Annotated in this window: 18 protein-coding genes and 1 riboswitch; of the genes, 15 read left to right on the plus strand and 3 right to left on the minus strand. The window is 70.2% G+C overall.

Annotated features, from left to right (window positions below):
• Positions 1-136, plus strand: a riboswitch (ZMP/ZTP riboswitch).
• 36 nt (positions 137-172) lie between these two features.
• The 10 genes from glyA to tolA are packed head-to-tail and all read left to right on the plus strand — an operon-like array spanning position 173 to position 7,224.
• On the plus strand, positions 173-1,417 hold the full coding sequence (gene glyA, locus HA630_RS13755) for a serine hydroxymethyltransferase (RefSeq protein ID WP_166834646.1): 1,245 nt from the start codon (positions 173-175) through the stop codon (positions 1,415-1,417).
• 7 nt (positions 1,418-1,424) lie between these two features.
• Entirely contained in the window at positions 1,425-1,874 is a 450-nt protein-coding gene (nrdR, locus tag HA630_RS13760; RefSeq protein WP_166834648.1) for a transcriptional regulator NrdR, read from the plus strand.
• 51 nt (positions 1,875-1,925) lie between these two features.
• Positions 1,926-2,567 carry a riboflavin synthase gene (locus HA630_RS13765; protein WP_166834650.1) on the plus strand — a complete coding sequence of 214 codons (642 nt, stop codon included), beginning with the start codon at positions 1,926-1,928 and terminating at the stop codon, positions 2,565-2,567.
• Positions 2,568-2,579: 12 nt separating this feature from the next.
• Positions 2,580-3,719 carry a bifunctional 3,4-dihydroxy-2-butanone-4-phosphate synthase/GTP cyclohydrolase II gene (gene ribBA, locus HA630_RS13770; RefSeq protein WP_166834652.1) on the plus strand — a complete coding sequence of 380 codons (1,140 nt, stop codon included), beginning with the start codon at positions 2,580-2,582 and terminating at the stop codon, positions 3,717-3,719.
• A 1-nt stretch (position 3,720) separates the two neighbouring features.
• Positions 3,721-4,191: a 6,7-dimethyl-8-ribityllumazine synthase gene (ribH, locus tag HA630_RS13775; RefSeq protein ID WP_166834654.1), complete on the plus strand. Its 471-nt coding sequence runs from the start codon at positions 3,721-3,723 to the stop codon at positions 4,189-4,191.
• Complete coding sequence (gene nusB, locus HA630_RS13780) at positions 4,188-4,745, plus strand: transcription antitermination factor NusB (protein WP_166834656.1); 558 nt, start codon at positions 4,188-4,190, stop codon at positions 4,743-4,745. The genes ribH and nusB overlap by 4 nt, the downstream gene beginning before the upstream one ends.
• Positions 4,720-5,169: a tol-pal system-associated acyl-CoA thioesterase gene (gene ybgC / locus HA630_RS13785; protein WP_166834658.1), complete on the plus strand. Its 450-nt coding sequence runs from the start codon at positions 4,720-4,722 to the stop codon at positions 5,167-5,169. The genes nusB and ybgC overlap by 26 nt, the downstream gene beginning before the upstream one ends.
• Positions 5,166-5,876, plus strand: coding sequence for a protein TolQ (tolQ, locus tag HA630_RS13790; protein ID WP_166834660.1), 711 nt, complete (start codon positions 5,166-5,168; stop codon positions 5,874-5,876). The genes ybgC and tolQ overlap by 4 nt, the downstream gene beginning before the upstream one ends.
• 13 nt (positions 5,877-5,889) lie before the next feature.
• Positions 5,890-6,330 carry a biopolymer transporter ExbD gene (locus HA630_RS13795; protein ID WP_166834662.1) on the plus strand — a complete coding sequence of 147 codons (441 nt, stop codon included), beginning with the start codon at positions 5,890-5,892 and terminating at the stop codon, positions 6,328-6,330.
• 9 nt (positions 6,331-6,339) lie between these two features.
• Positions 6,340-7,224, plus strand: coding sequence for a cell envelope integrity protein TolA (gene tolA / locus HA630_RS13800; protein WP_166834664.1), 885 nt, complete (start codon positions 6,340-6,342; stop codon positions 7,222-7,224).
• A gap of 20 nt (positions 7,225-7,244) precedes the next feature.
• Here tolA and dnaE read toward each other — a convergent pair whose 3' ends face one another.
• The 3 genes from dnaE to HA630_RS13815 form a co-directional block, all read right to left on the minus strand.
• Positions 7,245-10,811: a DNA polymerase III subunit alpha gene (gene dnaE, locus HA630_RS13805; protein WP_166834666.1), complete on the minus strand. Its 3,567-nt coding sequence runs from the start codon at positions 10,809-10,811 to the stop codon at positions 7,245-7,247.
• A gap of 107 nt (positions 10,812-10,918) precedes the next feature.
• Complete coding sequence (locus HA630_RS13810) at positions 10,919-11,473, minus strand: flavodoxin family protein (RefSeq protein ID WP_166834668.1); 555 nt, start codon at positions 11,471-11,473, stop codon at positions 10,919-10,921.
• A 52-nt stretch (positions 11,474-11,525) separates the two neighbouring features.
• The gene (locus HA630_RS13815) at positions 11,526-12,227 is read right to left on the minus strand and encodes a pirin family protein (protein ID WP_166834670.1); all 702 of its coding nucleotides are present in this window, start codon (positions 12,225-12,227) and stop codon (positions 11,526-11,528) included.
• Between the two features lie 113 nt (positions 12,228-12,340).
• Between HA630_RS13815 and HA630_RS13820 the strand changes: the two genes are divergently transcribed.
• The 5 genes from HA630_RS13820 to ribD all read left to right on the plus strand — a co-directional run bounded on the left by HA630_RS13820 (position 12,341) and on the right by ribD (position 17,399).
• Positions 12,341-13,303: a LysR family transcriptional regulator gene (locus HA630_RS13820; RefSeq protein WP_166834672.1), complete on the plus strand. Its 963-nt coding sequence runs from the start codon at positions 12,341-12,343 to the stop codon at positions 13,301-13,303.
• Between the two features lie 52 nt (positions 13,304-13,355).
• On the plus strand, positions 13,356-14,447 hold the full coding sequence (locus tag HA630_RS13825) for an NAD(P)/FAD-dependent oxidoreductase (RefSeq protein WP_166834674.1): 1,092 nt from the start codon (positions 13,356-13,358) through the stop codon (positions 14,445-14,447).
• Positions 14,444-15,364, plus strand: coding sequence for a tRNA glutamyl-Q(34) synthetase GluQRS (gluQRS, locus tag HA630_RS13830; protein WP_166834676.1), 921 nt, complete (start codon positions 14,444-14,446; stop codon positions 15,362-15,364). Before HA630_RS13825 ends, gluQRS begins: the two co-directional genes overlap by 4 nt.
• A gap of 82 nt (positions 15,365-15,446) precedes the next feature.
• Complete coding sequence (gene trmB / locus HA630_RS13835) at positions 15,447-16,217, plus strand: tRNA (guanosine(46)-N7)-methyltransferase TrmB (protein ID WP_166834678.1); 771 nt, start codon at positions 15,447-15,449, stop codon at positions 16,215-16,217.
• A 33-nt stretch (positions 16,218-16,250) separates the two neighbouring features.
• Entirely contained in the window at positions 16,251-17,399 is a 1,149-nt protein-coding gene (gene ribD / locus HA630_RS13840; protein WP_166834680.1) for a bifunctional diaminohydroxyphosphoribosylaminopyrimidine deaminase/5-amino-6-(5-phosphoribosylamino)uracil reductase RibD, read from the plus strand.
• Positions 17,400-17,419 lie beyond the last annotated feature (20 nt).

Raw genomic sequence — 17,419 nt, forward strand, 5'->3', positions numbered from 1 at the left:
CCGTTCGCGCGCGACTGGCGATAGGTCCCGCCGGCCCTGGCCGGCGCCAAGTGACTGACGTGGGCTTACCACGGGGAAGCGCGCCGCCCTGCCGTCACCGCCGGCGGGTGTTGTGCCGTTCGCCTGGGCAGCCCTTGGTCACCAAGGGTCATTCGACGACTCCAGGACTGCCATGTACGACCGCAACATCCTCATCGAACAGACCGACCCCGAGCTGTTCGCCGCCATCCAGGCCGAAAACGCGCGCCAGGAACACCACATCGAGCTGATCGCCAGCGAAAACTACGCCTCGCCGGCCGTGATGGCTGCCCAGGGCACCCAACTCACCAACAAGTACGCCGAGGGCTACCCCGGCAAGCGCTACTACGGCGGCTGCGAGTACGTGGACGTGGCCGAACAACTGGCCATCGACCGCGTCAAGCAACTGTTCGGTGCCGACGCCGCCAACGTGCAGCCGCACTGCGGCGCCTCGGCCAACGAGGCCGTGTTCCTGGCCTTCCTCAAGCCCGGCGACACCATCATGGGCATGAGCCTGGCCGAAGGCGGCCACCTGACCCACGGCATGCCGCTGAACATGTCGGGCAAGTGGTTCAACGTCGTGTCCTACGGCCTGAACGCCCAGGAAGAAATCGACTACGACGCCATGGAAGCCAAGGCGCGCGAGCACCGCCCCAAGCTGATCGTGGCCGGCGCGTCCGCCTACAGCCTGCGCATCGATTTCGAGCGTTTCGCGAAGATCGCCAAGGAAATCGGCGCCATCTTCATGGTGGACATGGCCCACTACGCCGGCTTGATCGCCGCGGGCGTGTACCCCAACCCGGTGCCGTTCGCCGACGTGGTGACCTCCACCACCCACAAGAGCCTGCGCGGCCCGCGCGGCGGCATCATCCTGATGAAGGCCGAGCACGAGAAGGCCATCAACAGCGCCATCTTCCCCGGCCTGCAGGGCGGCCCGCTGATGCACGTCATTGCCGCCAAGGCCGTGGCCTTCAAGGAAGCCTTGACCCCCGAATTCAAGGCCTACCAGCAACAGGTCGTGAAGAACGCACAGATCGTGGCCGAAACGCTGACCCAGCGCGGTCTGCGCATCGTCAGCGGCCGCACCGAAAGCCACGTGATGCTGGTGGACCTGCGCGCCAAGGGCATCACCGGCAAGGAAGCCGAGGCCGTGCTGGGTGCCGCCCACATGACCATCAACAAGAACGCGATTCCGAATGACCCGGAAAAGCCGATGGTGACCAGCGGCGTGCGCATCGGCACCCCGGCCATGACCACCCGCGGCTTCAAGGACGAAGAGGCCCGCGCCACCGCCCACCTGATCGCCGACGTGCTGGACAACCCGCGCGACCCGGCCAACATCGAAGCGGTGCGTGCCAAGGTCAACGCCCTGACCGCCCGCTTCCCGGTGTACAAGTAAACCGGCCATGAAGTGCCCCTTCTGCGGCCACGCCGACACCCAGGTGGTGGAGACGCGTGTCGCCGAGGAGGGGACCTTCATCCGCCGCCGACGCCGCTGCGGCGCCTGCGACAAACGCTTCACCACCTACGAACGGCCGGAGGTCACCTTCCCGGCCGTGGTGAAAAAGGACGGCCGGCGCATCGACTACGACCCGGCCAAACTGCGCGCCAGCTTCGCCCTGGCCCTGCGCAAACGCCCCGTCAGCACCGAACAGGTGGACGCGGCCATGGAACACATCGAGGAAAAGCTGCTGAGCCTGCCCGCGCGCGAGGTGCCCTCGCACCGCCTGGGCGAAATGGTGATGCGCGAGCTGAAAAAACTCGACCAAGTGGCCTACATCCGCTTCGCCAGCGTGTACCGCAGCTTCGAGGACATCGACGAGTTCAAGACCCTGGTCGACGAAGTGCGCCAGTGACCGGCCGGCCACCGCCGCCCGGGGCCGGGCCAATCCTGCGACAATAGCGGGATGTTCACCGGCATCATCACCGGCGTGGGGCGCATCGCCGCCGTCCACCCCTTGGGTTCTTCTTCGCAACACGGCAAACGCCTGACCCTGGAGGCGCCGCCCGGCTACCTCGACGACGTGGGCCTGGGCGACAGCATCGCGCTCAACGGCGCCTGCATGACCGTGACCACCCTGGACCCGGCGCAGCAGCGCTTCACCATCGACATCTCGGCCGAATCGCTGGACAAGACCGCCGGTCTGGACCAGCCCGGCCCGGTGAACCTGGAAAAGGCGCTGCGCGCCCACGACCGCCTGGGCGGGCACATCGTGTCGGGCCACGTGGACGGTATCGGGCACGTCAGCCACTTTGCGCGCGTGGGCGAAAGCTGGGAACTGCGGGTGCGGGCGCCCGCCGCCCTGGGCAAGTACCTGGCCTACAAAGGCTCGATCACCGTCAACGGCGTGAGCCTGACCGTCAACCGGGTGCAAGACCTGCCCGAAGGCTGCGAATGCAGCATCAACCTGATCCCGCACACGGTGGAACACACCGCCCTGGGCCAGCTGCAAAGCGGCAGCCCGGTGAACCTGGAAATCGACCTGATCGCGCGCTACGTCGAGCGCATGCTGGGCGCCCCGGCCACCGCCGCGACGGCCAGCGCCTGAACCCCACCTCCCATGACCACCCCCAACACCCCTCTGGCGCCGGTCGCCATCTCGCCCGTGGAAGACATCGTTGCCGACATGAAGGCCGGCAAGATCGTCATCCTGGTGGACGAGGAAGACCGCGAGAACGAAGGCGACCTGGTGCTCGCCGCCGACCACGTGACGCCCGAAGCGATCAACTTCATGGCGCGCTTTGGCCGCGGCCTGATCTGCCTGACGCTGACGCGCGAACGCTGCGAACGCCTGCAACTGCCGCCCATGGTGCCGCGCAACGGCACCAAAATGGGCACGGCCTTCACCGTGTCCATCGAAGCGGCCGAGGGCGTGACCACCGGCATTTCGGCCGCCGACCGCGCCCGCACCGTGCAGGTGGCGGTGGCCGCCAACGCCCAAGCCGCCGATCTGGTGCAGCCTGGTCACATCTTCCCGCTGCAGGCGGTCGAGGGCGGGGTGCTGATGCGCGCCGGCCACACCGAAGCCGGCTGCGACCTGGCGGCCATGGCCGGCTGCTCGCCGTCGGCGGTGATCTGCGAGATCATGAAGGACGACGGCACCATGGCGCGCCTACCGGACCTGCAGCTGTTCGCCGCCGAGCACGGCCTGAAGATCGGCACCATTGCCGACCTGATCGAACACCGCAGCCGGGTGGAAAGCCTGGTGGAGAAGGTGGGCCAGCGCCCGCTGCAGACGGCGTTTGGCGAGTTCACCGCGCACGCCTACCGCGACCAGCCCAGCGGCGCGGTGCACCTGGCCCTGGTCAAGGGCAGCTGGGGCGCCACCGACACGGTGAGCGTGCGGGTACACGAGCCGTTGAGCGTGCTGGACGCGCTGGAGGTGGACCGCGCCATGCACTCCTGGACGCTGGAAACCAGCCTGCGCCACATGGCCGACCGGGGCCGCGGCGTGGTGGTGCTGCTGAACTGTGGCGAAAGCGGTGAGCAGCTGCTGGCGCAGTTCGAGGGCACCGCCCGCTCGGCGCAAGCGCCGGAGCGCGGCCGCATGGACCTGCGCACCTACGGCGTGGGCGCGCAAATCCTGCGCGACTGCGGCGTGCACAAGATGCAGTTGCTGGGCACGCCGCGGCGCATGCCCAGCATGACCGGCTACGGCCTGGAAGTGACCGGCTTTTTGAGCAAAACCGAAGGAAATTGAGATGTTGGGTGCCAACAAGGGCAGCGCCGGTGCGCTGGACGGAACGAATTTGCGCATCGGCGTCGTGCAGGCGCGCTTCAACCAGGGCATCACCGACGCCCTGGCGCAGGCCTGCGTGGGTGAGCTGCAGGCCCTGGGCGTGCAGGCCGGCGACATCGAGCACGTGCAGGTGGCCGGCGCGCTGGAGGTGCCCACCGCGCTGCAGGCCATGGCCGAAAGCGAGCGCTTCGACGCGCTGATCGCGCTGGGCTGCGTCATCCGCGGCGAAACCTACCACTTCGAGCTGGTGTGCAACGAATCGGCCGCGGGCGTGACCCGGGTGGCACTGGACCACCAGATCCCGGTGGCCAACGCCATTCTGACGACCGAAAACCTGCCGCAGGCCGTGGCCCGCCAGGAAGAAAAAGGCCGCGACGCCGCCCAGGTGGCGGTGGAAATGGCGCGCCTGCTGCAACGGTTGAACCGCGCATGAGCCAGCCCACCCCCCCCACGGGCACCGAGCGTCCGCGCAAGGCCGCCGACAAGTCGGCCCGCACCCGCGCCCGCGAATTCGCGCTGCAGGCCCTCTACCAGCACCTGGTCGGCCGCAACGAGGCCGAAGACGTGGACCAGTTCACCCGCGACCTGAGCGGTTTCCACAAGGCCGACAGCGCCCACTACGACGCGCTGCTGCACGGCTGCATCGCCGAGGCGGTGGAGCTGGACGCGGCCATCACCCCCTGCCTGGACCGCCCGCTGGCCGAGATTTCGCCGATCGAGCGCGGCGTGCTGTGGATCGGCGCCTACGAGTTCCGCCACTGCGTGGACGTGCCGTGGCGGGTGGTGATCAACGAGTGCATCGAACTGGCCAAGTCTTTCGGTGGCACCGACGGGCACAAGTACGTCAACGGCGTGTTGAACCAGTTGGCGCCGCAGTGGCGTGCGCTGGAGGTGGAGCGCGACCAGAAGCGCGGCCACGGCCGGCCGGCCAAGGCGGTCGTGCCCACCAGCGCACCGGCCGATGCGCCGCCGGCCGCCGACGCCTGAGGGGAGCACCCAGGTGTTTCAATGGCCGGTGCGGGTGTATTGGGAAGACACGGATGCGGGCGGCATCGTCTTCTACGCCAACTACCTGAAGTTTTTTGAGCGCGCCCGCACCGAGTGGCTGCGCAGCCTGGGGGTGGAGCAGCAGCGGCTGCGCGACACCACCGGCGGCATGTTCGTGGTCACCGGCACCGAGCTGCGCTACCACCGCCCGGCGCGGCTGGACGATTTGTTGCAAGTCAGCGCCCGGGTGACGGAACTTGGCCGCGCCTCCATGACACTGCAACAGGAGGCCTGGCTGCTGCGCGATGGCGCCCCCGAGCAGCGGCTGTGCGAAGGCACGATCCGCATCGGCTGGGTGGACGCCGCCCGCCTGCGGCCCGGCCGCATCCCCGATTCCATCCTCCACGCCCTGACGCCCCCATGACCCACGACTTTTCCATCGTCTCGCTGATGCTCAACGCCAGTTGGGTGGTGCAGGCCGTGGTGGCCCTGCTGATAACGGTGTCGGTCATCAGCTGGGCCGCGATCTTCCGCAAGGTGGTCGCCCTCAAGCGCGTGAACGGCCTGACCGAGACCTTCGAGCGCGACTTCTGGTCGGGCGCCAACCTGAACGACCTGTACGACGCGGCCAGCCGCAACGCCCAGGCCGGCAGCCCGATGGAGCGGATTTTCGCCAGCGGCATGCGCGAGTTCCAGAAGCTGCGCGAGCGCCGCATCACCCAGCCGGACGCACTGCTCGACGGCGCGCGGCGCGCCATGCGCGCGAGCTACCAGCGCGAGGTGGACGCGCTGGAGGTCAACCTCTCCTTCCTCGGCTCGGTCGGCTCGGTGTCGCCCTACGTCGGGCTGTTCGGCACGGTCTGGGGCATCATGCACGCCTTCACCGGCCTGGCGGCGCTGACGCAGGTGACCCTGGCCACGGTGGCCCCCGGCATCGCCGAGGCGCTGGTGGCCACGGCCATCGGTCTGTTCGCGGCGATTCCGGCGGTGGTGGCCTACAACCGCTTCACCCACGACATCGACCGCGTGGCCAACCGGCTGGAGACCTTCATGGAAGAGTTCTCCAACATCCTGCACCGCAACGTCGGGGCCGCGGGTGCGCCCGCCGGCCTGGCCCCGGCCGGCCGCTGACCGGAACGCCGCCATGCCCGCCCTCGCCTCTCGCGGCAAAGGCCGCCGCACGATGAACGACATCAACATGGTGCCGTTCATTGACGTGATGCTGGTGCTGCTGATCATCTTCATGGTGACTGCGCCGATGCTCGCACCGAGCCAGATCGAGCTGCCCAGCGTGGGCAAGAGCGCGGCGCCGCCCAAGCGCTTTGTCGAGGTGCTGATCGACAAGGAAGGCCGGACCGCGGTGAAGGAAGGGGGCAGCCCCGGCCCGGGCGAGCCGGTGACCGCGGCCAACCTGGTGGGCCGGGTGCAAGCGCTGCAAGGCACCCCAGCCGCGGGCGAAGGCCCGGCACCGGTCATCATCAGCGCCGACAAGGCGGTGCAGTACGAGGTGGTGGTGCAGGCCATGAACGCCTTGCAGGTGGCCGGCGTGGCCCGCGTGGGCCTGTCGGTGCAACCCGGCCGCTGACCCCAGGCGATGCAGGCCACCGCCGACACCCTGGACCTGAACCCGCCCGACGGCGGCCGCTGGCGCGGCCCGCTGGGCTGGGCTCTGGGCGTGCACGCGCTGCTGGTGCTGGCCCTGACCTGGGGTGTGGGCTGGCAGACCGACACGGTGGTGGTGGCCGAGGCCGAGCTGTGGTCGCGCCTGCCGCAGGTGGCGGCGCCCAAGCTGGTGGCGCCGGAACCGACGCCTGCGCCGGCCCCCGCCCCCAAGCCGCGGCCCGCCGAACCGCCCCCGCCCGACGTGTCGCAGGCGCGGCGCGACGCCGACATCGCCCTGGCCCAACAACAGAAAAAGGCGCGCGAGGAGCAAGCCCGGCAACAGGCGCTGGCGCGTGAGGCGGAACACAAACGGCGGGAGCAGGAACGCCGGGAGCGGCAGGCCCAGGAGCGGGCGGCCCAAGCCAAGGCAGACCAAGAAAAAGCCGCCCAGCTGGCGCGCGACAAAGCGGCGCGCGCCAAGGCCGAGGCCGCCAAACAAGACGCCTTGCTGGAGGCCGAACGCCAGAAAAACCTGGCCCGCATGATGGGGCAGGCCGGGGCCACCGGGTCGGCGGGTGCGCGCGGCACGGCCCAGCAGTCCAGCGGGCCGTCGGCCGGCTACGCGGGCAAGCTGGTGGCACGCATCCGCCCCAACATCGTCTTCGCCGACGCCGTGGCCGGCAACCCGCGTGCCGAGGTGGAGGTCAGAACCCTGCCCGACGGCACCATCGTGGGCAGCCGCTTGCTGCAGTCCAGCGGCCACCCGGCGTGGGACAACGCGGTGCTGCGCGCGGTGGAACGCACCGGCAAACTGCCGCAGGACGAGAACGGCCGGGTGCCCGGCACGCTGATCCTGGGCTTCCGGCCGCAGGACTGAACAACCGCTCGGGCGCGGGGTCAGTCGAACACGATTTCGGCGCGGCGCTCGTGGGCCTGGGCCTTCCAGGCGGCCAGGGCCGCGTCCGACGGGAACACCAGCGCCTGCTCGCCCAGCTGGATGTCGCAGCGCGCGGTCCCGCGCAGCACCTGCAGGCGCACCGGCAGGCCGCGCACCAGTTCGCCCTGCTCGCTCATCTCGCGCTTGGCCGGGAACTCGCGCAACAGCGCCGCCACGTCGGGCGCCTGGCCATTGACCGCCACGCGCAGGTATTTGCCAAAGCGGCAACGCGCCGCGCCCAAATCCCACAATTGCTGCACCTTGAGCCGCAAGCCGCCCGAGAAGCGGTCCGGCTGCGCCAGCACCTGGGCCAGCACCAGTTCGTCGTCCTTCAGCAGGTTTTTGTGCTGGTTGATGAGGGCTTCATCGGCGGTGGCTTCCAGCGTGCCGGTCTTGTCGTCCAGCTTGAAAATGGCGACCTTGCCGCGCTGGCCATTGATGATGCGCAGGTCGGTGACGATGCCGGCGAGCAGCACCGGGTCGCGGCTGTCCACCACGTCACCGATGGGGGTGCGGGCGAAGCGGCGCACCTCGCGCTCCACCTCGTCGAACAGGTGGCCGCTGAGGTAGAAGCCGATGGCGGTTTTCTCGTGCGTCAGGCGTTCCTTGATGCCCCAGGGCAGCATGTCCACCAGGTCGGGTTCCTGGGTGCTGGCGCCGTGGTCGTCGGCACCGAACATGTCGAACAGGCCGCCCTGGTTGGCGTTGGCCTGCTGGGCGTTGGCGTAGTCGAAGGCCCGCTCCACCGAGGCCAGCAGCGCCGCGCGGTTGAGGTCGAAATGGTCGAAGGCGCCGGCCTTGATCAGTGCCTCCACCGTGCGCTTGTTCAGGCGGCTGCGGTCCACCCGGTTGCAGAAGTCGAACAGGCTCTTGAACGGGCCCACGGTGTCGCCGGCCGGGCCCACGCCCTTGCCCTCGCGGGCCGCCACGATGGCTTCAATGGCCTGCTGGCCGGTGCCCTTGACGGCGCCCAGGCCGTAGCGGATGACCTTGTCGCTGACCGGCTCGAAGCGGTAGGTGCCGCGGTTCACGTCGGGCGCCTCGAAGGTGATGCCGAACTTGAGCGCGTCCTCGAACAACACCTTGAGCTTGTCGGTGTCGTCCATTTCGATGGTCATGTTGGCGCAGAAGAACTCCGCCGTGAAATGGACCTTGAGCCAGCCGGTGTGGTAGGCCAGCAGCGAGTAGGCGGCGGCGTGCGACTTGTTGAAGCCGTAGCCCGCGAACTTTTCCATCAGGTCGAAGACCTCGTCGGCCTTGTCTTGGCCGATGCCGTGGGTGGCCAGGGCACCGGCGCGGAACTTCTCGCGGTGCTCGGCCATTTCCTCGGCCTTTTTCTTGCCCATGGCGCGGCGCAGCAGGTCGGCGCCACCCAGGCTGTAGCCGCCCAGGATCTGCGCGGTCTGCATCACCTGCTCCTGGTAGACCATGATGCCGTAGGTCTCGGACAGCATGTCGGCCACCGCCGGGTGCGGGTACTCCACTTCTTCGCGGCCGTGTTTGCGCGCCACGAAGCTGGGGATCAGGTCCATCGGGCCCGGGCGGTACAGCGCGTTCAGGGCGATCAGGTCTTCCAGCCGGGTGGGCTTGGCGTCGCGCAGCATGCCCTGCATGCCGCGGCTTTCAAACTGGAACACCGCTTCGGTCTTGCCGTCCTGAAACAGTTTGTAGGTGGCTTTGTCGTCGAGCGGGATGTTCTCGAACGCAAAGCCGGCCTGGCTGGGGTGGCGCCGCAGAATGAATTCTTTGGCCAGTTCCAGAATGGTCAGCGTGGCCAGGCCCAGGAAGTCGAACTTCACCAGGCCCACGGCCTCCACGTCGTCTTTGTCGTACTGGCTGACGGCCGATTCGCTGCCTGGCTGCTGGTACAGCGGGCAGAAATCCGTCAGCTTGCCGGGCGCGATCAGCACCCCCCCGGCGTGCATGCCGATGTTGCGCGTCATGCCTTCGAGCTTCTGCGCCAGCTCGATCAGCTGCTTGACCTCTTCCTCTTTCTGGATGCGCTCGGCCAGTACCGGCTCCATGGCGATCGCGTAGTTGTTCTTGTCGCCGGGCTTGGGCGGGTCGGGCGGGTACTGCAGCGTCACGCTCATGCCCGGCTTGTTGGGAATGAGCTTGGAAATGCCGTCGCAGAAGCCGTAGGCAAAGTCCAGCACCCGGCCCACGTCGCGGATGGCCGCACGCGCCGCCATGGTGCCGAAGGTGGCGATCTGGCTCACCGCGTCCTTGCCGTACTTGTCCTTGACGTAATCGATGACGCGGTCGCGGTTGGTCTGGCAGAAGTCGATGTCGAAGTCGGGCATGGACACCCGCTCCGGGTTCAGGAAGCGCTCGAACAGCAGGTTGTACTGCAGCGGGTCCAGGTCGGTGATGAGCAGCGCGTAGGCCACCAGCGAACCGGCGCCGGAACCCCGGCCCGGCCCCACCGGGCAGCCGTTTTCCTTGGCCCACTGGATGAAGTCGCCCACGATGAGGAAGTAGCCCGGGAAGCCCATCTTGAGGATGGTGTTGAGCTCGAACTCCAGCCGTTCCACGTAGCGCGGGCGCTCGGCTTCGCGCTGGGCTTCGTCCGGATAGAGGTGGATCAGGCGCGCCTTCAATCCCTCGTGCGAGACGTGGCGGAAGTAGTCCTCCACCGACATCACCACGCCATCGACCGGCGGAATGGGGAAGTTGGGCAACTGCGGCTTGCCCAGCGTGAGCGTGAGGTTGCAGCGCTTGGCGATTTCCACCGTGTTGGCCAGGGCACTGGGCACATCGGCGAACAGCGCGGCCATTTCTTCGGACGACTTGAAATACTGGTCGCGGGTGAACTTGCGCACCCGGCGGTGGTTGCCCAGGATTTCGCCTTCGGCGATACAGACACGTGCTTCGTGGGCTTCGTAGTCGTCCGGGCCCAGGAACTGCACCGGGTGGGTGGCCACCACCGGCAGCTTGAGCCGAGCGGCCAGGGGCACGGCGGCGGCCACGTGGCGTTCGTCATCGGGGCGGCCGGCACGTTGCAGTTCGATGTAGAAACGGTGCGGAAAGGCGCCGGCCAGTTGCAGCGCCAGGTCGGCGGCCTTGGCCTCGTCGCCGGCCAGCAGGGCCTGGCCCACCGGGCCGCTGTGGGCGCCGGACAGCACGATCAGCCCGTCGTTCAGCTCCTGCAACCACTCCCACTTGACGCCGGCCTGGTCGCGCACCACGTTGCGCGTCCAGGCGCGCGCCAGCAGCTCGCACAGGTTGAGGTAGCCCGGGTGGCTTTGCACCAGCAGCAGCAGGCGCGGCAGGCTCTGCGCCTGCACCGACGCGCCGGGGGCGACCTCGCCGCCCAGGCCCTGCACAAACACCTCGGCACCGATCACCGGCTTGACGCCGGCGCCGCGCGCGGCCTTGTAGAACTTGACCGCGCCGAAGAGGTTGCTCAGGTCGGTGATGGCCAGGGCCGGCTGGCCATCGGCCGCGGCGGCCTCCACCGTTTCGTCAACGCGGGTGGTCCCATCGACCACGGAAAATTCGGTGTGCAGGCGCAGGTGGACAAACATCCGGGGATTGTAGAGGCCCCCCCTGGCGCAGGGGGCCGGCAGGCCAAGCCCGGGGCGACCCCGTCGCCGGGCACGAGACGCATCACCGCGGCCCAGCCTAGGTCAGGTCAGCCGCGCAACTTGGCCGCCACCGCGGCCACCCGCGCGCCGTACAGGCGGGCGGTGTCCAGGTCGCCTTGGGGGATTTTGTCGGCGCCGGCGTCGGACGGCGACTGCACCAACAGGCCGACCGAGCCGCCCAGGTTGTTGACGTCTTGGCGGGTGGCGGCCAGGGTGTTGGCCGGCAGCAGCCCCAGGCTGACCCACAGCCCACCGTGTTGCGACGCCAGGGTCTGGAGCTGGATCAGCGTGGCGCCCTTGTCGCCGTTCAGGCTGGCGCTGTTGGTGAAACCGCCGAACACCTTGTCCTGCCAGGCGCGACCGAACCAGGCCTTGGACGACGCGTCGGCAAACTTCTTGAACTGCCAGCTCGGGCCGCCCATGTAGGTGGGGGTGCCGAAAATGATGGCGTCGGCCGCGTTCAGCGTGTCCCAGCCGCCGTCGGGCAGGTTGCCGTCGGCGTCGATGGGCAGCAGCTCGGCTTGGGCGCCTTCGGCCACGAGCTGGGCCACGCGCTGGGTGTGGCCGTAGCCGGAATGGTAAACAACAACGACTTGGGTCATGGAAACAACTCCTGCAAGGGAAGGGCCCGGGCGGGCCGAGGGGGTGAAAAATTCAGGGGGCCAGGTCGAACACCAGCACTTCGGCCTCACAGCCCTGGTCGAGCCGCAGGGACGATTCGTCCTGGAGCATCAGCGCATCGCCAGCGCTCAGCGGCTGGCCGTTGGCGCGCAGGCGGCCGCGCACCAGGTGCACGTAGGCCTTGCGGGCCGGATCCAGGGCCAGTTCGGCGGTTTCCGGGCCGTCGAACAGGCCGGCGTACAGGCGCGCATCGGCGTGCAGGGTCACCGCGCCGTCGGCGCCGTCGGGCGCGGCCACCAGGCGCAGGCGGCCGCGTTTGTCGGCCTCGGCAAAGGCTTTTTGCTCGTAGCCGGGGTCGATGCCGCGCTCGCTCGGTTCGATCCAGATCTGCAGGAAATGCGTGGTCTGGTTCGGGGCGTGGTTGAACTCGCTGTGCGTCACGCCACGGCCGGCGCTCATGCGCTGCACCTCGCCGGGGGGGATGCCCTGCACGTTGCCCAGGCTGTCGCGGTGGGCCAGGTTGCCGGCCAGCACGTAGCTGACGATTTCCATGTCGCGGTGGCCGTGGGTGCCAAAGCCGGTGCCCGGAGCGATGCGGTCTTCGTTGATGACGCGCAGGTTGCCCCAGCCCATGAAGGCGGGGTCGAAGTAGTCGGCGAAGGAAAAGGAATGGTGGCTTTGCAACCAACCGTGGTCGGCGTGGCCACGCTCTTGCGAGCGGCGCAGTTGCATCATGGCGGTCTCCGGTGTGGGGTGGCGAGGACTCCACTGTAGCCCGCGGCGGCCGGGGTGACGGCGCAGCGGTTTGCTGGCATGATTCAAAAATACTGAACACTCCAGACCCTTGCATGCAAAAACAGCGCGCCGCCCTGTCACCCGAAAACCTCACCCTGATCGGCACCGTGGCACGCGCCGGCAGCATGGCCGCGGCCGCGCGCGAACTGGGCCTGGTGCCCAGCGCCCTGACCTACCGGGTGCGCCAGGTGGAGGAGGCGCTGGACGTGTTGCTGTTCGACCGCCACGCGCGCCGCGCCCAGCTCACCCCCGCCGGCGCCGAGCTGCTGCGCGTGAGCGAGCACCTGCTGCTGGAACTGGACGCGGTGGCCCAGCGCGTCAAGCGCATCGCCACCGGCTGGGAGCCGCAGCTGACCATCACCGCCGACGCCATCGTCTCGCGCACCACCCTGTTCGAGCTGTGCGAGGCGTTTTACGAACTGGGTGCGCCCACCCGGCTGCGGCTGCGGGCCGAAACCCTGTCGGGGACGCTGGAGACGCTGCTGACCGGCCAGGCCGACCTGGCGCTGGGGGTGACGCTGGACAGCGTGAACGCCCAGGGTCTGCACAGCGCGCCGCTGGGCGAGGTGCAATTCGTGTTTGTGGTGGCGCCGCACCACCCGCTGGCCCAGGCCACCGAAGCGCTGACCCCCGCCGACCTGCAACCCCACCGGGTGGTGGCGGTGGCCGATTCGACCCAGCGCGGCAGCGGCCTGACCTTTGGCCTGCTGCCCGGCCAGGACGTGCTGACCGTGCCCACAATGCAGCACAAGCTGGAGGCGCAACTGCGCGGCCTGGGTTGCGGCTCGCTGCCGCTGCCGCTGGTGCAACCGTTTGTGGACGCGGGCCGGCTGGTGGTGAAGGCCACCACGCTGCCGGCGCGCCTGTACCGCCCCAGCTACGCCTGGCGCGGCCACGCGGCCCCCGGTGGGCGCCGCGGCAGCGGCCAAGCGGGCCGCGCCCTGGCCTGGTGGACCGCCCAGCTGGCCCGACCCGCCACCCGACACGCCCTGCTGCACAACCACCACGCCCGCTGAGGCCCGCAGGGCTGGTACAGTGGCTGCACACACCGCCCTGGAGACCCCCACCATGCCCGCACCGCGCCGCCGCACCGCTCCCAGCGCCTCCCCTGCTGAACCCCGCCACATCGCCGTCGTCGGGGCCGGCATGGCCGGCGTGGCCTGCGCCCGCACCCTGGTGCAGGCCGGCCACCGCGTCACCCTGTTCGAGAAAAGCCGGGGCGCCGGCGGTCGCATGGCCACCCGCCGCAGCGACTTCGGCGGCTTCGACCACGGCGCCCAGTTCTTCACCGTGCGCGACCCGCGCTTCCAGCAGGCGCTGGACACGGTGCCCGGCCTGACCGCCCCGTGGCGGGTGAACACCGTGCGCGTGCTGGACCACCTGGGCCAGACCATGGCCAGCGCCCCACCCCCGCGCGAGGCCCACTGGGTGGCCACCCCCGGCATGAACGCACTGGTGAAAACCTGGGCCGCGCCCCTGGCCGACGGCAGCCTGAACGCCCAGACCGTGCTCGAAACCCAGGTCACGCGGCTGGAGGCCGACGCCGTCTCGCCCCTGCGCTGGCAGCTGCGCACCCAAGGCCCGCAAGGCGCCCAGCAGGTGCATGGCGGCTTTGACCAGGTGGTGCTGGCCGTGCCGCACCCCCAGGCCCAGGCGCTGCTGCGCGACAGCGGCCTGGCCCCAGCCTGGCAGACCCAGCTGGACGCGGTGGCGGTGGCCCCCTGCTGGACGCTGATGGTCGCCTTTCCCCAGGCGACGCAGGCCGGTGCCGCGGGCTTTGGGCCGCGCTGGCACGCCGCGCGCGGCGACCACCACCGCATCCGCTGGCTGGCGCGGGAAACCAGCAAACCCGGCCGCAGCCCGGTGGAGCGCTGGACGGTCCAGGCCAGCCCGGCCTGGTCGGCCGAACACCTGGAAGACGACGCCGAGCGCGTGACGGCCAAACTGCTCAAGGGTTTTGCCGAGATCACCGGCATCCGCGCCCAGCCCGGGCACGCCGCGGTGCACCGCTGGCGCTACGCGCAAACGCAAACCCCGCTGGGCCTGCCCTTCTTGTGGGACGCGCGCCAGGGCCTGGGCCTGTGCGGCGACTGGTGCCTGGGGTACCGGGTGGAAAACGCTTTCGTGTCGGGCCTGGAACTGGCACTCGCCATGGCATGACGGCGCGGCCCGCCGGCTACCACGGGCGCTTCGCGCCCTCGCCCACCGGGCCCTTGCACGCGGGCTCGCTGGTGGCGGCGCTGGCCAGCTGGCTGGACGCCCGCGCCCACCACGGCGTCTGGCGGGTGCGCATCGAGGACGTGGACGCGGGCCGCTGCGTGCCGGGGGCCGACGCGCAGATCCTGCAGCAACTGGCCGCGCTGGGCCTGCACCCCGACGGGCCGGTGTGCTGGCAATCGCGGCGCGGCGCGCTGTACCAGGCCGCGCTGGACCGACTGGTGGCTGCGGGGCTGGCCTACCCCTGCGCCTGCACCCGCAAGGACATTGCACAGGCGCTGGCGGCCCAGGGCTGGGCGCACGAACGGCACGTGGAACGGCCCTACCCCGGCACCTGCCGCCCGGAACGCGGCGGGCTGCAGGGCCGCCCCGCGCGCGCCTGGCGGCTGCACGTGCCGGCGGCCTTGGCCGCCACCGGCAGCGCCACGCCCCTGCGCTGGCACGACGCGCGCCTGGGCGCGCAGCACCAGGACGTGGCCCAGGCCGTGGGCGACTTCGTGCTGCGCCGCGCCGACGGCCTGTGGGCCTACCAGCTGGCGGTGGTGGTGGACGATGCGGACCAGGGCATCACCCATGTGGTGCGTGGCGAGGACCTGGCCGACAACACCGCACGGCAAATCCTGCTGCAGCGGGCGCTGGGCCTGCCCACGCCGCGCTACCGCCACACCCCGCTGGTGCGCGGTGCGGACGGCGAAAAACTCTCGAAGCAACACGGCGCCCCGCCGCTGGACGTGCGCGACCCGCTGGCCGCCCTGAACGCCGCCGCCCGGGCGCTGCACCTGCCCGCCCAGCACGGCCCGGTGGAAGCGGCGCTGGCCGCCTGGACCGAGCACTGGGCCCGGCGGGCGGCGCTGACCTGACCCCCGCGCCGCCCGCGTGCGCCGCCATGGTGGCCAGCCGGCACATGGCCAGCAACGGCCCGGGTGCCTACAATGCCGGGCTGTGAACGCTACCCCATCCCCCACCCCGGGCGACACCGCCCCCCACCAGCCGCCCGCCGACGCGGCCGGTGCGCCCCAGGGCGTGCCGCACCCCAAAACCATCAAGAGCTTCGTCAAGCGCGCGGGCCGCACCACCACCGGCCAGGCCAAGGCCTTTGCCGACCTGGGGCCGCGTTTTCTGCTGCCTTACGCGCCGCAGGCGCTGGACGCACCCGCCGCCTTCGGCCGCAGCGCGCCGCTGATTCTGGAAATTGGCTTTGGCATGGGCGAAGCCACGGCGCACATCGCCCGGGTGCGCCCGGACGAGAACTTCCTGTGCTGCGAAGTGCACGAGCCCGGCGTGGGCGCGCTGCTCAAACGCATCGGCGAGCAGGCGATTGCCAACATCCGCATCCTGCAGCACGACGCGGTGGAGGTGCTGGACCACATGCTGCCCGAGGGTACGCTGGACGGGGTGCACATCTTCTTCCCCGACCCCTGGCACAAAAAGAAGCACAACAAGCGCCGCCTGATCCAGCCGCCGCTGGTGGCCAAGCTGGTGAGCCGGCTCAAGCCCGGTGGTTACATCCATTGCGCCACCGACTGGCAGCCCTACGCCGAGCAGATGTTGGAGGTGCTGACCGCCGAGCCGCTGCTGGCCAACACCGCCACCGACGCCGGCCTGGGCGGCTACGCACCCAAGCCCGAGTACCGGCCGCTGACCAAGTTCGAGAACCGGGGCCTGCGCCTGGGCCACGGCGTGTGGGACCTGGTGTTCCGCCGCCCGGCCTGAACCGCGCCGCCCCCGGCCGCACGGCGCGCTGACATGAACGCCCCCTCCCCCGCCCCCTGCCCGCCCGAGTGGCTGGACGGCCTGGACGCGTTGGCGGCCCAGGCCATCGGCCTGTCCGACCCGAACCCGCGGGTGGCGTGCCGGCTGGTCACCCGCAACGGGCAGGTGTTTGAGGGGCACACCCAAGCAGCCGGTGGCGCACACGCCGAAGTGGTGGCGCTGCGCGCCGCCCAGGCCTCTGGGGCCGACCTGCGTGGGGCCACCGCCCTGGTCACGCTGGAACCCTGCAGCCACCACGGCCGCACCCCGCCCTGCTGCGACGCGCTGATCGCCGCCCAGGTGGGGCGTGTGGTCGTGGCCCTGCCCGACCCCAACCCGCTGGTGGGCGGCCAAGGGCTGGCGCGGCTGCGCGCCGCTGGCATTGACGTGCACCTGCTGGACCCGCAACACCCCCTGGCCGTGGCCAGCCGCGAGCTGAACATCGGCTTTTTGAGCCGCATGGAACGCGGCCGGCCCTGGGTGCGCCTGAAAATTGCGGCGTCGCTCGACGGCACCACCGCGCTGGCCAACGGCGTGAGCCAGTGGATCACCAGTGAAGCCGCCCGCACCGATGGCCACGCCTGGCGCCGGCGCGCATCGGCCGTGCTGACGGGCATCGGCACCGTGCTGGAAGACGACCCCCGGCTCGATGTGCGGCTGGTGCCCACCCCGCGCCAGCCGCTGCGGGTGGTGGTGGACTCCCGGCTGGAGATCGCGCCAGCCGCGCGCATTCTGCCGCCGCCGGGCGAGGTGTTGATCTACACCGCCAGCGACCCGCCCGCCACCGCCGCCCAGCGCGCCGCGCTGGCGCAAGCAGGCGCCACCGTGGTGGACTGTCCCGGTGCCCCCGGCGCTGCGGGAGCGCACGCCAAGGTGGACCTGGCCGCCATGCTGGCCGACCTGGCCCGGCGTGGCGTGAACGAACTGCACCTGGAGGCCGGCCACAAGCTCAACGGCTCCTTTCTGCGCGAAGGGCTGGTGGACGAACTGCTGCTCTACCTGGCGCCGCAATTGCTGGGCCCCGGCGCCGGGCTGGCGAACATCGGCCCGTTCACCGAACTGGACCAAGGGCCCAAGCTGGCTTTCCACGAGGTGACGCCCGTGGGGCCGGACCTGCGGGTGCGCGCCCGCTTCCTGCGCTGACCGCGCCCCCAAAAGCCACC

This window comes from Aquabacterium sp. A08, assembly GCF_011742065.1.

Bases quoted from the DNA above. Each gene is read 5' to 3' on its own strand.
- dnaE (WP_166834666.1), bottom strand. From the start codon at position 10,811: ATGTTTGTCCACCTGCGCCTGCACACCGAATTTTCCGTGGTCGATGGG.
- ybgC (WP_166834658.1), top strand. From the start codon at position 4,720: ATGCGCCGCCGGCCGCCGACGCCTGAGGGGAGCACCCAGGTGTTTCAA.
- tolA (WP_166834664.1), top strand. From the start codon at position 6,340: ATGCAGGCCACCGCCGACACCCTGGACCTGAACCCGCCCGACGGCGGC.
- HA630_RS13820 (WP_166834672.1), top strand. From the start codon at position 12,341: ATGCAAAAACAGCGCGCCGCCCTGTCACCCGAAAACCTCACCCTGATC.
- HA630_RS13815 (WP_166834670.1), bottom strand. From the start codon at position 12,227: ATGATGCAACTGCGCCGCTCGCAAGAGCGTGGCCACGCCGACCACGGT.
- nusB (WP_166834656.1), top strand. From the start codon at position 4,188: ATGAGCCAGCCCACCCCCCCCACGGGCACCGAGCGTCCGCGCAAGGCC.
- glyA (WP_166834646.1), top strand. From the start codon at position 173: ATGTACGACCGCAACATCCTCATCGAACAGACCGACCCCGAGCTGTTC.
- tolQ (WP_166834660.1), top strand. From the start codon at position 5,166: ATGACCCACGACTTTTCCATCGTCTCGCTGATGCTCAACGCCAGTTGG.
- gluQRS (WP_166834676.1), top strand. From the start codon at position 14,444: ATGACGGCGCGGCCCGCCGGCTACCACGGGCGCTTCGCGCCCTCGCCC.
- HA630_RS13825 (WP_166834674.1), top strand. From the start codon at position 13,356: ATGCCCGCACCGCGCCGCCGCACCGCTCCCAGCGCCTCCCCTGCTGAA.
- HA630_RS13765 (WP_166834650.1), top strand. From the start codon at position 1,926: ATGTTCACCGGCATCATCACCGGCGTGGGGCGCATCGCCGCCGTCCAC.
- ribBA (WP_166834652.1), top strand. From the start codon at position 2,580: ATGACCACCCCCAACACCCCTCTGGCGCCGGTCGCCATCTCGCCCGTG.
- ribH (WP_166834654.1), top strand. From the start codon at position 3,721: ATGTTGGGTGCCAACAAGGGCAGCGCCGGTGCGCTGGACGGAACGAAT.
- nrdR (WP_166834648.1), top strand. From the start codon at position 1,425: ATGAAGTGCCCCTTCTGCGGCCACGCCGACACCCAGGTGGTGGAGACG.
- ribD (WP_166834680.1), top strand. From the start codon at position 16,251: ATGAACGCCCCCTCCCCCGCCCCCTGCCCGCCCGAGTGGCTGGACGGC.
- HA630_RS13795 (WP_166834662.1), top strand. From the start codon at position 5,890: ATGCCCGCCCTCGCCTCTCGCGGCAAAGGCCGCCGCACGATGAACGAC.
- HA630_RS13810 (WP_166834668.1), bottom strand. From the start codon at position 11,473: ATGACCCAAGTCGTTGTTGTTTACCATTCCGGCTACGGCCACACCCAG.